At 59.1% G+C, this 14,140-nt stretch carries 12 protein-coding genes; 3 read left to right on the top strand and 9 right to left on the bottom strand.

Annotation, left to right across the window (positions count from 1 at the left end):
- Positions 1-17 precede the first annotated feature (17 nt).
- The 3 genes from yajC to queA form a co-directional block, all read right to left on the bottom strand.
- On the bottom strand, positions 18-350 hold the full coding sequence (gene yajC, locus EKL29_RS07445; protein WP_120451260.1) for a preprotein translocase subunit YajC: 333 nt from the start codon (positions 348-350) through the stop codon (positions 18-20).
- A gap of 25 nt (positions 351-375) precedes the next feature.
- On the bottom strand, positions 376-1,500 hold the full coding sequence (gene tgt / locus EKL29_RS07440; protein WP_120451259.1) for a tRNA guanosine(34) transglycosylase Tgt: 1,125 nt from the start codon (positions 1,498-1,500) through the stop codon (positions 376-378).
- 76 nt (positions 1,501-1,576) lie between these two features.
- Complete coding sequence (gene queA / locus EKL29_RS07435) at positions 1,577-2,647, bottom strand: tRNA preQ1(34) S-adenosylmethionine ribosyltransferase-isomerase QueA (RefSeq protein WP_126689252.1); 1,071 nt, start codon at positions 2,645-2,647, stop codon at positions 1,577-1,579.
- A gap of 105 nt (positions 2,648-2,752) precedes the next feature.
- Between queA and EKL29_RS07430 the strand changes: the two genes are divergently transcribed.
- The 3 genes from EKL29_RS07430 (at position 2,753) to EKL29_RS07420 (ending at position 6,583) form a co-directional block, all read left to right on the top strand.
- A complete protein-coding gene (locus EKL29_RS07430) occupies positions 2,753-3,334 on the top strand; it encodes an ACP phosphodiesterase (RefSeq protein ID WP_126689251.1) in 582 nt (193 codons plus the stop codon).
- A gap of 129 nt (positions 3,335-3,463) precedes the next feature.
- The gene (locus EKL29_RS07425) at positions 3,464-4,279 is read left to right on the top strand and encodes an inositol monophosphatase family protein (protein WP_120451256.1); all 816 of its coding nucleotides are present in this window, start codon (positions 3,464-3,466) and stop codon (positions 4,277-4,279) included.
- Between the two features lie 348 nt (positions 4,280-4,627).
- On the top strand, positions 4,628-6,583 hold the full coding sequence (locus EKL29_RS07420) for an acyltransferase family protein (protein WP_126689250.1): 1,956 nt from the start codon (positions 4,628-4,630) through the stop codon (positions 6,581-6,583).
- A gap of 87 nt (positions 6,584-6,670) precedes the next feature.
- Here the strand turns inward: EKL29_RS07420 and proY are convergent, their stop codons facing one another.
- The 6 genes from proY to phoB form a co-directional block, all read right to left on the bottom strand.
- Positions 6,671-8,023: a proline-specific permease ProY gene (gene proY / locus EKL29_RS07415; RefSeq protein ID WP_120451254.1), complete on the bottom strand. Its 1,353-nt coding sequence runs from the start codon at positions 8,021-8,023 to the stop codon at positions 6,671-6,673.
- Between the two features lie 67 nt (positions 8,024-8,090).
- Positions 8,091-9,410, bottom strand: a complete 1,320-nt coding sequence (brnQ, locus tag EKL29_RS07410) for a branched-chain amino acid transporter carrier protein BrnQ (protein ID WP_126689249.1) — start codon at positions 9,408-9,410, stop codon at positions 8,091-8,093.
- A 401-nt stretch (positions 9,411-9,811) separates the two neighbouring features.
- Positions 9,812-10,915 carry a cobalamin-independent methionine synthase II family protein gene (locus EKL29_RS07405; RefSeq protein WP_126689248.1) on the bottom strand — a complete coding sequence of 368 codons (1,104 nt, stop codon included), beginning with the start codon at positions 10,913-10,915 and terminating at the stop codon, positions 9,812-9,814.
- Between the two features lie 163 nt (positions 10,916-11,078).
- Positions 11,079-12,011 carry a PstS family phosphate ABC transporter substrate-binding protein gene (locus EKL29_RS07400; RefSeq protein ID WP_120452821.1) on the bottom strand — a complete coding sequence of 311 codons (933 nt, stop codon included), beginning with the start codon at positions 12,009-12,011 and terminating at the stop codon, positions 11,079-11,081.
- An 18-nt stretch (positions 12,012-12,029) separates the two neighbouring features.
- Entirely contained in the window at positions 12,030-13,343 is a 1,314-nt protein-coding gene (phoR, locus tag EKL29_RS07395; protein ID WP_120451251.1) for a phosphate regulon sensor histidine kinase PhoR, read from the bottom strand.
- A gap of 14 nt (positions 13,344-13,357) precedes the next feature.
- Complete coding sequence (gene phoB / locus EKL29_RS07390) at positions 13,358-14,047, bottom strand: phosphate response regulator transcription factor PhoB (RefSeq protein WP_033788773.1); 690 nt, start codon at positions 14,045-14,047, stop codon at positions 13,358-13,360.
- Between the last annotated feature and the right edge of the window lie 93 nt (positions 14,048-14,140).

Here is a 14,140-nt window from a genome sequence, read left to right as displayed (position 1 = left end):
CCTTAGGGAAGTAAATATTAGAGCGCCTTCATCGTACCTTTCGGCAGGACGGCAGCCACGAAATCACGTTTGATAACCACTTCGTTGGTCTCGTTCAGGGCGATAGAAACATAGCCCGTGTCGGAAACTTTGGTCACACGGCCTACCAGGCCACCGCTGGTCAGCACTTCGTCACCTTTGGAGATAGATTCCATCAGCTTTTTGTGCTCTTTCGCACGCTTCTGCTGCGGACGCAGGATCATGAAGTAAAAAATCAGGCCAAACACCACCAGCATGATCACCAGAGAATACGGACTTCCCTGCGACGGTGCACCTGCGGCTGCCACGGCGTCAGAAATGAAAAAGCTCATTTAATTTCCCTCATTAATAAAATTATCAGACGTTTAACGGCGGAACCGCTTTGCCCGTCCGTTGGTAGAACTCGCTAACAAAGCGCTCCAATTTACCCTCTTCAATAGCCTGGCGTAAACCCGCCATCAGGCGCTGGTAATAGCGCAGGTTATGAATGGTATTCAGGCGCGCGCCGAGTATTTCGTTACAGCGATCAAGATGATGCAAGTAGGCACGGCTGTAATTGCGACAGGTGTAGCAATCACACTCCGCATCCAGCGGCGAGGTGTCGTCTTTATGCTTCGCGTTACGGATTTTCACCACGCCGTCGGTGACAAACAGATGGCCGTTGCGCGCGTTGCGCGTCGGCATCACGCAGTCGAACATATCTATGCCGCGACGTACGCCTTCCACCAGATCTTCCGGTTTGCCGACGCCCATCAGGTAACGAGGTTTATCCTGCGGGATCTGCGGACAAACGTGCTCCAGGATGCGATGCATGTCCTCTTTCGGCTCACCCACCGCCAGGCCGCCCACAGCGTACCCATCAAAGCCAATCTCTACCAGACCTTTGACCGAGACATCACGTAAATCTTCGTAAACAGAACCCTGAATAATGCCGAACAGCGCGTTCTTGTTGCCCAGGCTGTCGAAGCGGTCGCGGCTGCGTTTTGCCCAGCGCAGCGACATCTCCATAGAGCGTTTCGCGTAGTCCCAGTCCGCCGGGTATGGCGTACACTCATCGAAGATCATCACGATGTCCGATCCCAGATCGAACTGAATCTCCATCGACTTTTCAGGATCGAGGAAGATCGGATCGCCGTTGATCGGGTTGCGGAAGTGCACGCCCGCTTCGGTGATCTTACGAATATCGCCGAGGCTGAAGACCTGGAAGCCGCCGGAGTCGGTCAGGATCGGGCCTTTCCACTGCATAAAGTCGTGCAGGTCGCCGTGCAGCTTCATGATCTCCTGACCGGGACGCAGCCAGAGATGAAAGGTGTTGCCGAGAATAATCTGCGCGCCGGTCTCCTGTACCTCTTCCGGCGTCATGCCTTTAACCGTGCCGTAGGTGCCCACCGGCATAAACGCCGGGGTTTCCACCACGCCGCGATCGAAAATCAGACGGCCACGGCGCGCGCGCCCGTCGGTAGTGTCGAGTTCAAACTTCACAAAGCCTCCATCAGAGAAACAGTCTGATGCGATGGTTAAACAAGCAGTTTACGGCGCAGCCGTAAACCGGACGTCATCAGGCACCGACTTTCTCGTGCGGCGCCTGCGGATTTTTAGTAATGAACATTGCGTCGCCATAGCTGAAGAAGCGATAGGCTTCGGCGACGGCAGCCTGATAGGCCGCCATAGTATGCTGATACCCGGCAAACGCCGACACCAGCATAATCAGGGTGGATTCCGGCAGGTGGAAATTGGTGATCAGCGCGTCGATCACCTGATATTCGTAGCCCGGATAGATAAAGATCTGCGTGTCGTCAAAGAAAGGCGCAATCAGCGCCTCTTTGCTCGCCTGCGCGGCGCTCTCCAGCGAGCGCACCGACGTCGTGCCGACGGCGACCACTTTATTGCCGCGCGCTTTGCACGCCAGCACCGCATCAACCACCTCCTGCGGCACCTCAGCATATTCGGAATGCATCACATGCTCTTCAATGCTGTCGACGCGCACCGGCTGGAAGGTGCCCGCGCCAACGTGCAGCGTGACGAACGCCATCTCTACGCCCTTCTCGCGCAGCGCGGCCAGCAAAGGCTCGTCGAAATGCAGACCGGCGGTCGGTGCCGCCACCGCGCCGGGACGGGCGCTGTAGACGGTCTGGTAAAGCTCGCGGTCCGCCTCTTCATCAGGACGATCGATATAGGGCGGCAGCGGCATATGGCCGACGCTGTTGAGGATATCCAGCACCGCGCGGTCGTCTTCGAACGCGATCTCAAACAGCGTATCGTGGCGCGCCACCATAGTTGCTTTAACGCTTTCGTCATCGCCAAGCAGCAGCTGCGCGCCGGGCTTAGGCGCTTTGGAGGCGCGCACGTGCGCCAGCACGCGCTTCTCGTCCAGCATGCGCTCCACCAGCATTTCGATTTTGCCGCCGCTCGCCTTACGGCCATAGACGCGCGCCGGGATCACCCGCGTATTGTTGAATACCAGCAGATCGCCGGGATTTAGCTTCTCCAGCACGTCGGTAAACACCCCGTGCGTCAGCTGCCCGCTCGGACCGTCCAGCGACAGCAAGCGACAACCGCTACGCTGCGCCTGCGGATAGTGGGCGATTAAGGATTCAGGCAACTCAAAAGCAAAATCGGCAACACGCATGGCTAACTTCTTACTCAGGCATAAAAACAGGCGGCACAGTTTAGCGGAAAAGCGGCCAATTCTGAACAACTGGCTGCGCGTTCGCACTTCTGGCTATAATGCGGCATGAACTTTCTTGCTCATCTTCACCTCGCCCACCTCGCCGAAAGCTCGCTGCTCGGCAACCTGCTGGCGGATTTCGTGCGCGGAAATCCGCACGAACGGTGGCCGATGCCGGTCGCTGACGGCATTCTGATGCACCGCCGACTGGATGCGATGACTGACGCGCTGCCTGAAGTGCAGGAAGCGCGCCCGCTGTTTCGTCCGCAGACGCGTCGCGTCGCGCCCATTACGCTTGACGTGGTCTGGGATCACTTTCTCGCCCGCCACTGGGACCAGATCTGCCCCGACATGACGCTGACCGCCTTCTCGCGCTTTGCCGAACAGCGCGTCGTGCCGCAGCTGGCGGGCACGCCGGAGAGCTTCCAGGCGCTGAACGCGGTGATGTGGCGCGAACGCTGGTTTGAGCACTATGCCGAGCCGACGCGCATGGCGCGCGTGCTCAACGGCATGGCCCAGCGGCGGCCGCGCCTCGCTGCGCTGCGCGACTCTTATCAGGACTTCACCGATCACTACGCCCTGCTGGAAACGCTGTTTTTCCGCTTCTATCCGCGCCTGATGACGCTGGCGCGCAGCAAAACGCTCTGATCTTTTCCCGACTTGCCAGCACTTCGCATTTCCGGCTTAATGAAACCCTGCTTAACAATAGCGCGCTCCCCGCGCGTTATTTCCGGCCCGTGATCGATTCAGCCTGTGATAAATGATAAGAGGGAAAGGATGTCATCCGCTTCACAAACCGAAACAGACGCACGTTACCACTATGCCTGTGAAATCGCCCGCGCGGCGGCCAGCCGCGCCTATGCATGGTACCAGCAGCGCCAGCAGCTGGTGGTGGAACACAAGCGGGATTTACAGGATGTTGTCAGCGAGGCGGATCGCAACGTTGAAGAGCTGATTAAAACCCTTATCGCCGAACGTTTCCCGGACGATGCGGTGCTGGGCGAAGAGAGCGGTGGCGACGTCGAAGGCGCCCGCTGGGTATGGGTCGTGGACCCTATTGACGGCACTGCCTGCTTCCTCAACGGCCTGCATAACTGGTGCGTCTCGCTTGCCGTACTGTGCGACGGCGAAGCGCTAATCGGTGTCGTCTGCGATCCAAACCATCAGGAGCTGTTTCACGCCCGCGCGGGCCGCGGCGCCTGGGTCAACGAGACGCGCCTGCAGGCACACGGCGCGCAGCACCTCAGCGAGGGCGTGCTGGGGTTAAGCAACTCCAGCCGCGCGCCGGCGGCTCAAACCGCCGGTTTCATTCAGGGCCTGCTTGAACAGGGCGGCATGTTCGTACGTATCGGCTCTGGCGCGCTCACCACCGCCTGGGCGGCCGCGGGCCGTTTGATCGGCTACTACGAAGCGCATATGAATCCCTGGGACAGCCTGCCAGGTATCGTGCTGATGCGCGAAGCGGGCGGCGTTACCAATGACTATCTGGCCAACAACGGCCTGAAAAACGGCAATCCGGTGCTGCTTGCTAACCCGGCCATCTATGCGCAAGTTAATGCGCTGCTCGGCGCTGCTGCCGTTGAGCAAGGGTAATCGCAAACGGAGAGCGCCTTCGTCTGAGACGCGGCTGGCAGGTCGCGTCGTTACCCTGCCCGCGTTAATTCCGCCGTTATCTCACTGTAACGCTTCTTATCTGTCGCCCTTTTATCCATAACCTTCCCTACACCATTTTTTTAGCGCCGCTACGGACTTTTCTATATTCACCCTCTGCATGATTTCATCGCCTTTTTTTGACTTAATATAGTGGCGTCAATCATCCCTTTATCATTATTTATTTTGTCATTTGCTTATTTCGGCGACTGGATTCGCCGATTTCTTTATGGGCAGCGCCAGCGCATCAGCGGTATTCACTACCTTTGCCGATACTCGGGGAACCCAATAATGAAAACGCGCTTACCCGCGGATTATCGCGCGGATATTGATGGCCTGCGCGCCATAGCGATCCTGATGGTTGTGCTGTTCCACGCAGGTGTCAGCACGTTGCCGGGCGGCTATACGGGCGTCGACATCGCCTTTGTTATTTCAGGCTTTCTTATCGGCTCTCTTCTCAGCCGCGACATCGCCTCCGGCCAGTTTTCACTCTTTCAGTTCGCTCTGCGACGTATTCGTCGCATTGCGCCTGCCCTGATGACCATGCTGTTCAGCCTGCTCTTTATCGGCTATTTCCTGCTCTCGCCGCTGGAATATAGTCAGCTGGCGAAATACAGCTTCGCCCTGTTTCTCTCGGTGCCCAATATTATTCTGCTAAAAGGCGCGGATTATTTCAGCGCCCCGGCAGATTTAAATCCGCTGCTGACAACCTGGTCGCTCGGCATTGAAGTGCAGTTCTATATTGCGCTGCCGATCATAATGCTGCTGGCGGCCAGAGCGCGCCTCCCGATGTTCGTCGCGGTGGCGCTGCTGAGCCTGCTGTCTCTGGCGAGCTGCATCTGGCTGACGCCGCAAGAGAGTTCGCAGGCCTTCTATCTGCTGCCGACGCGCGGCTGGGAGCTGGGTGCCGGGGTGCTGCTGGCGCTGTGGAAGCCGAAACCAGTCGGCGGCGGCTGGGCCAGCCTCTTTACCCTCGCCGGGCTGGCGCTCATCGCCTTCTGCGCCCTGAAGCTGAATAAAAGCGACGCGTTTCCCGGCTATCAGGCGCTGCTGCCGGTGCTGGCGGCGTGCCTGATTATTATGGCGCGCGGCGCGCTCAGCCGTCTGGCGCTGGAAAATGCGCCGATGCGCTTTATCGGCAAACTCTCCTACTCCTGGTATCTGTGGCACTGGCCGCTGCTGGCGCTGGCGCGTATCTGCAGCGACGGACCGGTCAGCGTCAACCAGGGACTGAGCATCAGCGCGATGGCGCTGGGGATCGCCTGGCTGACCTGGCGCTATGTCGAACAGCCCTTTCGCCGCCCGGCCAGCGCGCCGCGCGCCGTCATTCCTGCCTACTGCCTGATCTCGCTCGCCGCTGCCGCCGCAATGGTGGGCGTATGGAGCAGCGGCGGCCTCCCCTGGCGCGTTAACGACAAAGTGATCAGCAGCGAAACCTACAAAATTGACGCCCAGGCGAATCCTTGCCTGCTTGATACCGGCCCAAATCTGCCCTCGACGGATAAACGCTGTCAGCCGGAGACGTCGCGTCCCGGCATCGCGCTGGCAGGCGACAGCCATGCAGCAGCGATGCGCAGCGCCGTGGCACGCTACGCAGAAGCGCAGCATAAGCCGCTCTATCAGTTCACTAAAATCGCCTGTCCGCTGCTGGCGGCGGGCTTTACGCGCGCGCTTTACCAGCAGCCGGCGCACGCCAGCCAGTGCGCAGCGTTCAATGAGGCGGTAATGAAAGAATTATTAAGCGACCGCATCGATGAGGTCGTGATCGCCGCCTCCTGGGCGTCAGGCATCGAAACCCTGCCCGGCGCTGGCTACCGCGATCTTACTCATCCCGATAAAGACAACCTCAGCGCCCTGAACCAGGGCATGGGCGGGGTCATTGCCCAACTGCGCCAGGCGGGCAAAAAAGTGGTGCTGATTGAGGAGGCACCATCGCTCTCTCTGGACCCTCTGCGCTACAGCAACAACCGCAATATGCCGCTGCGCCGCGAGCTAAGCCAGTGGTTAAGCGACTGGAAACCTCTGCCGACGCAGAACGCACGCACCAGGCTCTATTCGCTGCCGGAAGCGGATTTGACGCGGCTGCTGCACAGCTATGAACAGCGCGACGTGCGCGTGGTGTCGTTACAGGAGAATCTTTGCAATCGCAGCGGCTGTCTGGTGACCTGGCAGGGTCTGCCGCTCTATTACGACGATAACCATCTGAGCCCGCAGGGGGTGGAAATCGCGCTGGGCAGTCGCTGGTAGGTGGGCTGAAAGAGGCGTCATAACGCCAGATGCGGCAGGCGCCGACCGAGCGCCATAAAGATTAAGGGGGGCATCGCCCCCCTCTGATTATGCAGTCTTGCGTACCAGCTTATAGCCCGCCAGCAGCAGCACGATCCACACCATTCCCACATAGAGCGAAATGCGCGTATCCGGGAAGTAGCCGATCAGCGCAATGATAAAGCCCAGGAACAACACGCCGAACAGAGATGTCCAGACGCCGCCCGGCACGGCAAACCGCAGCTTGCTCGCCGCCTCTTTGCCAATCTTACGGCGGAAGGCGATCTGCGACAGCAGGATCATAATCCACACCCAGACGGTGGCGAAGGTCGCCAGCGAGGCGATAACCAGAAAGACCTTTTCCGGCATCAGGTAGTTGAGATAGACCGCCACCAGCATCGCCGCCATCATCACGACCACTGTAACCCAGGGAATGCCGCGTGCTGAGACCTTCATAAAGACTTTCGGCGCATGGCCCTGCTGCGCCATACCGTGCAGCATGCGGCCTACGCCGAACACGTCGCTGTTAATCGCCGACAGCGAGGCCGTCAACACCACAAAATTCAGGATAGAAGCGGCCGCCGCGATCCCCAGATGCTGGAAGGTCAGAACGAAAGGCGAGCCGCTGGTGCCGACCTGATTCCACGGATAGATAGACATAATCACAAACAGGGTGCCGACGTAAAACACCAGAATACGCATCGGCACCGAGTTAATAGCGCGCGGAATCGACTGCGCCGGATCTTTGGCTTCGCCAGCGGTGATGCCGATAATTTCAATGCCGCCGTAGGCGAACATCACCATTTGCAGCGACAGCAGCATGCCGACCACGCCGTGGGCAAAGAAGCCGCCGTTGCTCCACAGGTTATGAATGCCAGTTGGCTGGCCGCCGTTGCCGATGCCCCAGAAAATCATGGCGAAACCGGCAATAATCATCACGACAATGGTGGCGACCTTAAAGAAAGAGAACCAGAACTCAACTTCGCCGAACACCTTTACGCTCATCAGGTTGACGGCACCAATAATCAGCACCACGCTCAGCACCCATATCCAGTGCGGCACGTCCGGGAACCAGACGCCCATATAGATGCCGAAGGCGGTAACGTCGGCAATGGCGACAATCAGGATTTCAAAGCAGTAGGTCCAGCCGGTGATGTAGCCCGCCAGCGGCCCGAGATAATCCTGCGCATAGCGCGAGAAAGAGCTGGCCTGCGGATTGTTCACCGACATCTCGCCGAGGGCGCGCATGATGATATACGCCACCGCACCGCCGATAATATAGGCGAGCAGCACGCTTGGTCCCGCCATTTTGATGGCATCCGCCGACCCGTAGAACAGTCCGGTGCCAATCGCCGATCCCAGCGCCATAAAACGGATGTGGCGCGTGCTCAGTCCGCGTTTGAGCTTATTGGTTTCTTGCATAACAACCTGTACCTGTGAAAAGAAAAACCACGGGCAAGCCCGTGGTCGGAGAAAACAGCTGTGGCGGTTACGAGTGAACGCTAACCTGCTCGCGTCCTTTCACGCGATCCACAATCGCCGCGATCAGCAGCATCACCAGCGCGGGCGGCAACCAGGCGAGTCCCTGGTCCGCCAGCGGCAGCTGCTGGCAGAACGCGGGCAGCATATCTTTAAAGCTGGTGGTTTTCACCCCGTCGATGATGCCGAAGATCAGGCTGACCAGCATGGTCGGCGCAATCAGGCGGCTGCTCTTGTTCCACCAGTTAAGGGTGAAACTCAGCACAACCAGCACAATACAGGGCGGATAGATCGCCGTCAGCACGGGAATCGAAATCTGAATCAGATGGCTCAGGCCGAGGTTTGACACCACCATCGAGAACAGACCCAGAATAAAGACCAGTGCTTTATACGACAACGGCAGGTGTTGCGCAAAAAATTCCGCACAGGCACAGGTCAGGCCGACCGCCGTCACCATGCAGGCGACGAAAATCAGCGCCGCAAGGAAGAAGCTGCCCATGCCGCCGAAGGTCTGCTGTACATAAGCGTGCAGGATTGCCGCGCCGTTCGCGCTCTGTGCCACCAGCGCGCCGCTGCCGTTGCCGAGCTTAAACAGGCTGAGGTAGACCAGCGTCAGGCCGACGCCCGCGATAAGTCCCGCCATCACCGTGTAACGCGTCAGCAGGCTGGCGCTCTCAACGCCGCGCGAACGCGCCGCATTAACGATAACGATGCCGAATACCAGCGCGCCAAGGGTATCCATAGTGAGATAACCGTTAACGAAGCCGCTGGAGAAGGCGGCGCGCTGATAATCTTCGGTGGCAGGCGCGATGGTACCCGCCGGCCAGATCAGCGCCGCAACGCCGAGCACCGTCAGCGCCACGATTTTCAGCGGCGCCAGGAAGTGGCCCACGGTATCCAGCAGCTTGCCCGGATAGAGCGAAATGGCGATCACCAGCGCAAAGTAGATAAGGCTGTAAATGAACAGCGGCAGTGCGCCGTCGCCGGTCAGCGGAGCGATGCCCACTTCAAATGAGACGGTCGCAGTACGCGGCGTGGCGAACAGCGGGCCGACCGCCAGATAGCAGACGGTCGCCAGCAGCAGGCCTGCGGCCTTGCCGATAGGCGAACTGAGCGCGTCAATGCCGCCGCCGACGCGCGCGAGCGCGATAACGGTTATAACCGGCAGGCCAACAGCGGTGAGCAGGAAACCAAGGGCGGCGGTCCAGACGTGTTCGCCTGACTGAATACCGACCATCGGCGGGAAAATAATGTTACCCGCGCCAACAAACAGGGCGAACGTCATGAAGCCCAGCGCGAGGATATCCTTCGAGGTTAAGCGGTGTGTCATACAACTGTATAGCCTGTTACGAGTGTTGCGGTGGAAGTTGGGTTTCTGTTGTCCCCAAACCGCGCAATGACAACGATTTAGCACACGATGCCAGAGCATTGTGCTTGCTGTAATCGAATCGCGCAGGTGATTTAAGCTGCTTTTGTTCTGTTCACAAGGGGGATGATGCGACAACGGCCGTTAGTAGAACGTTTATAGCGGAGAAAGGCAATACGGGATCGGAAAACCGGAAGGTTATGGCGGAAAACAGAGGAAAAGCAGTGAAAACAGCGGTTATATCACCACAGGGCATCAGATGATGTGCTTATTTTTACCGCAGCGCGTGGGAAATTTCAGCATTGACGCCCGTTGCTATGCACAAAAGGCGCGTATTACGCGCCTGTTTGCACAATTTTACAGCGTTACCACACCTGACCGGCGATATCGACCACCAGGCGGATCTTCGCCCACTGCTGCTCTTCGCTCAGGCTGTTGCCCTCTTCGGTCGAGGCGAAGCCGCATTGCGGGCTAAGGCAGATCTGGTCAAGGCTGACGAATTTCGCTGCTTCCTGCAGACGCGCTTTCACCTGCGCCGGATCTTCCAGCTCGCCGTTTTTGGTGGTCACCAGACCCAGCACCACTTTCTGATGGCCCGGTTTGATAAAGCGCAGTGGCTCAAAGCCGCCGGAGCGCTCGTTATCATACTCCAGGAAGAAAGCGTCGATGTTCACGCCGCCGAACAGGATCTCCGCTACTGGCTCATAGCCGCCTTCGGAAATCCAGGTGGAGCGGAAGTTGCCGCGACAGACATGCAGACCCACGGTCAGATCGGCAGGCTTGCCCTCCAGCGCCTTGTTAAGCACGCGGGCATAAGTATGCGCCAGCTGCTCAGGATCGTCGCCGCGCTCGCGGATCTGACGCTTCTGATCTTCCGAGCAGAGATAGGCCCAGACGGTATCATCCAGCTGCAGATAGCGGCAGCCCGCATCGTAAAAGGCTTTAATCGCTGTTTTATAGGTTTCGGCCAGATCGTCAAAGTAGTCCGCCAGATCGGGATAAACGGTCTCGTCGATCACCTTGCGGCCGCCGCGGAAGTGCAGCACGCTCGGGCTGGGAATGGTCATCTTCGGCACTGCATTGCCTGCGATACTTTGCAGGAACCGGAAATGCTGCAGCATCGGGTGATCGCGAAAGCCCAGCTTGCCCACAACGCGCACGCCGTGTGCTTTGGTCTGCACGCCGTTAAACTGAATGCCCTGCTCAGCTTCGAACAGCTCAACGCCCTCCAGCCCGCCGAAAAAGTCGAAGTGCCACCAGGCGCGGCGGAATTCGCCGTCGGTCACCACCTGCAAACCGTTGGCGATCTGCTTGCTGACGACGTCGCGAATCGCTTCATCTTCGACACGGGTCAGCTCGGTTTTATCGATCTGCCCAGCGGCATATTGCTCGCGCGCATTTTTAATCGCGGCGGGACGCAGGAAGCTGCCGACGGTATCGGCGCGGAAGGGGGCGGTCTGTACGGTCATCTTCACTCCTGACACCCTGACCGTTAATTACGGCAGGGAATAATTTCGCTAAGTTATGTGCAGCCATCTGGATGGCTAAACGTCTGGAAACAGAGTGACATGAGCGCGGTTCATCTGCAACAGAAGAAATTTCAGCTGTGATGAAAAAAATTCATGTTAGCGTTCACTGCGCTTCAATCGCCGCCAGCGCCTGCGCGCGCTGCGCCGCCGATAACGGCAGATAGCCTGCCTCGCTGACTCGCTGCTGCCCCTGCGGCGAGAGCACCTGATGTAAAAAGGCATTTACCAGCGGCGGCAGTGGTTTGCCAGGGGGTTTATTAACGTAGATATAGAGCGGGCGCGCCCAGGGATAACGCCCGCTGCGGATAGAGTCGGCGTCCGGTGCGACCGCCGCGCCCTGCGCATCGACTACAGCGAGCATCTTCACACCGCTGAGATGAAAGCCGAAGCTGGCGTAGCCGATGCTGCGCGGATTAGCGGCGACCGCCTGTACCACGGCCGCTGAGCCGGGAAACTCCGCCACGTCAGAACGAAAATCGCCGTTGCACAGCGCCTGCTGTTTAAAGAAACCCCAGGTCCCCGAGGCGGAATTGCGCCCGTAGCGCTGGATCGGTCGGCGCGCCCAGTCGGGCTGGCGCTCGCCCATATCGCCCCAGCGCGTTGGCACCTGAGTCGCACCGCACAGGCGCGTCACGGAAAAAATAGCGTCCAGCTGGCGCATATCGATCTGCGTCAGCGGGTTGCGCTGATTGACCACCACCACCAGCGCGTCGAGCGCCACCGGTACGGCGAGAGGCGCATAGCCATAGCGCGCCTGAAAGGTTTGTCGCTCTTCCGCCTGCATGGGACGGCTCATCGGGCCTAGCTGCGCGGCGCCTGCCGCCAGCGCGGTCGGCGCGGTGGAAGAGCCAGAGGCCTGCACCTGCAAATTCACGCCCGGCGCCAGCGCGCTGAAATCCTCGCTCCATAGCATCATCAGCGTGCCCAGCGTGTCTGATCCGACGCTGCTGAGGTTGCCGGTCAGCATTTCGGGCTGCGGCGCCGCCAGCGTCATCGCGGGCATAAAAAGTGAAAGCAACAGCAGCAAGGCGCGCATGAAAGATTCCATTAACGGTTAATGGACGGCATTCTCCTGCAATCCCGCGCTGACGATCAACCTCGACGGCAGCGTAAAGGTAAAACAGGTCTCTTTATCGGGAATGCTGGTGATCTCCAGCCGCGCGTTATGGTGGCTGAGGGCGTGCTTAACGATCGCCAGTCCCAGCCCGCTGCCGCCGGTTGCGCGCGAGCGCGCCTTATCTACGCGGTAGAAGCGCTCCGTCAGGCGCGGCAGATGTTCAGCCGGAATACCAGGCCCGTTGTCGCATACCTTAAACTGCGCGCCCTGCCGGTTGCGCAGCCAGCTGATGTCGATACGGGTGCCTTCCGGCGTATGGTTCACCGCGTTATAGACCAGGTTAGAGATGGCGCTGCGCAGCTGATCGTCATCGCCGAGCACCTTGAGATGCGGGTCGGTATGAAAATGGATCTCGTGGCGGCCGCTGCTCAGCGTCTCCGCTTCGCGCTGCAGCAGATGCAGCATCATCGGCACGTCTACCGTCTCTTTCATATCGATCGCTGGCGCGGCCTCGATACGCGACAGCGTCAGCAGCTGGCGCACCAGGCTGTCCATCCGGCGCGTCTGCTCCTGCATAGTCTGCAGCGCCTTGCCGCGCGAGCGCTCGTTCATTACCGAGTCGTTCATCATCTCCAGATAGCCCTGCAGCACCGTAAGCGGCGTGCGCAGCTCGTGGCTGACGTTGGCGAAAAAGTTGCGGCGCGCGCCCTCCAGCTGGTGCATCTGCGTGACGTCGCGCGCCACCATCAGCCACTGCCCTTCGCTATAGGGCATAACGCGGAACTCCATATGGTGCTGGTTATTCAGGATTAAGGTGAGCGGCTTATTGAAATCGCGCTGGCGGATGTAGCGGGAGAATTCGGGATAGCGCAGCAGGTTAAGGATGTTCTGCCCGTTATCTTCCGGCCAGCGCAAGCCAAGATGCTGCTGCGCCAGCCCGTTGCACCAGAAAATGGTGCCCTCTTCCGTGGTCAGCACCACCGCGTCGGGCAGCGTCTCGGCGCCGCTGCGAAAGCGCTTAATCAGATTGCCCAGCTCGCGCCGCCGCCGCCGGTTGCGCAGCTGCATCTGATAAAGGCCGTAAAACAGCGGCTCCCAGCTCGCCTGGCCCGTTGGGGGCGTCATGGTGCGATCCACCCACAGCCAGTGCGACAGGCGCATCAGATTGTGAAAGTGCCACAGCAGCACCGCCAGGGCGCTAATCAGCAGTAGCCAGGGCAGATAACCGAAAATCAGCCCGATAATCAGCGCGGGCAGAGACGCCAGCGCCAGCTCAGAGAGCAATCTCTTCCAGGAGAGTCGTTCCAGCACGGTTAAGACTCCGTTTAGTAGCGGGCGGAGAAACGATACCCCGTACCGCGAACGGTTTGAACCATGCGGTCATGGCCGGAAACTTCCAGCGCCTTACGTAAGCGGCGGATGTGCACGTCAACGGTGCGATCCTCCACGTACACATTGGTGCCCCAGACGTGGTTCAGCAGCTGTTCGCGGCTGTAGACGCGCTCTGGATGCGTCATAAAGAAGTGCAGCAGTTTATATTCGGTCGGCCCCATTTCCAGCGGCGTCGACTCCGACATCACGCGGTGCGACGAAGGGTCCAGACTCAGGCCCTGCATCTCGATCACCTCTTCCACCGCCATCGGCGAAATGCGGCGCATTACCGCCTTGATACGCGCCATCAGCTCTTTCGGCGAGAAAGGCTTGGTGATATAGTCGTCCGCGCCCACTTCCAGACCGCGCACGCGATCTTCCTCTTCGCCGCGCGCCGTCAGCATCATCACCGGAATATCGCGGGTCAGCGCTTCGCGCTTCAGATGTTTAATAAACTGAATACCGCTGCCGCCCGGCAACATCCAGTCCAGCAGAATTAAATCTGGCCAGGGCTCAATCAGTTTCCCTACCGCGCTGTCATAATCCTCGGCCTCGATGGGCTGGTAGTCGTTCTGCTCCAGAACGAAGCACAACATTTCACGGATAGGGGCTTCATCTTCCACAACCAAAATGCGCTTAGCCATTGTAACTCCTGCTGATGTGACCGCTGTCACCGTTATATGCGGCGCCATTATGCGTCAGATTTATGACACTTTTATGAAAAACATAGCCGCTTA

This window comes from Pantoea sp. YU22, from assembly GCF_003970755.1.
Classification (GTDB): Bacteria; Pseudomonadota; Gammaproteobacteria; order Enterobacterales; family Enterobacteriaceae; genus Pantoea; species Pantoea piersonii.
Note: the sequence above shows the minus strand (reverse complement) of the source record. Positions and strands in the feature narration are given on the sequence as shown.

Bases quoted from the DNA above. Each gene is read 5' to 3' on its own strand.
- EKL29_RS07430 (WP_126689251.1), top strand. From the start codon at position 2,753: ATGAACTTTCTTGCTCATCTTCACCTCGCCCACCTCGCCGAAAGCTCG.
- phoB (WP_033788773.1), bottom strand. From the start codon at position 14,047: ATGGCTAAGCGCATTTTGGTTGTGGAAGATGAAGCCCCTATCCGTGAA.
- EKL29_RS07420 (WP_126689250.1), top strand. From the start codon at position 4,628: ATGAAAACGCGCTTACCCGCGGATTATCGCGCGGATATTGATGGCCTG.
- yajC (WP_120451260.1), bottom strand. From the start codon at position 350: ATGAGCTTTTTCATTTCTGACGCCGTGGCAGCCGCAGGTGCACCGTCG.
- EKL29_RS07405 (WP_126689248.1), bottom strand. From the start codon at position 10,915: ATGACCGTACAGACCGCCCCCTTCCGCGCCGATACCGTCGGCAGCTTC.
- queA (WP_126689252.1), bottom strand. From the start codon at position 2,647: ATGCGTGTTGCCGATTTTGCTTTTGAGTTGCCTGAATCCTTAATCGCC.
- EKL29_RS07425 (WP_120451256.1), top strand. From the start codon at position 3,464: ATGTCATCCGCTTCACAAACCGAAACAGACGCACGTTACCACTATGCC.
- proY (WP_120451254.1), bottom strand. From the start codon at position 8,023: ATGCAAGAAACCAATAAGCTCAAACGCGGACTGAGCACGCGCCACATC.
- brnQ (WP_126689249.1), bottom strand. From the start codon at position 9,410: ATGACACACCGCTTAACCTCGAAGGATATCCTCGCGCTGGGCTTCATG.
- EKL29_RS07400 (WP_120452821.1), bottom strand. From the start codon at position 12,011: ATGCGCGCCTTGCTGCTGTTGCTTTCACTTTTTATGCCCGCGATGACG.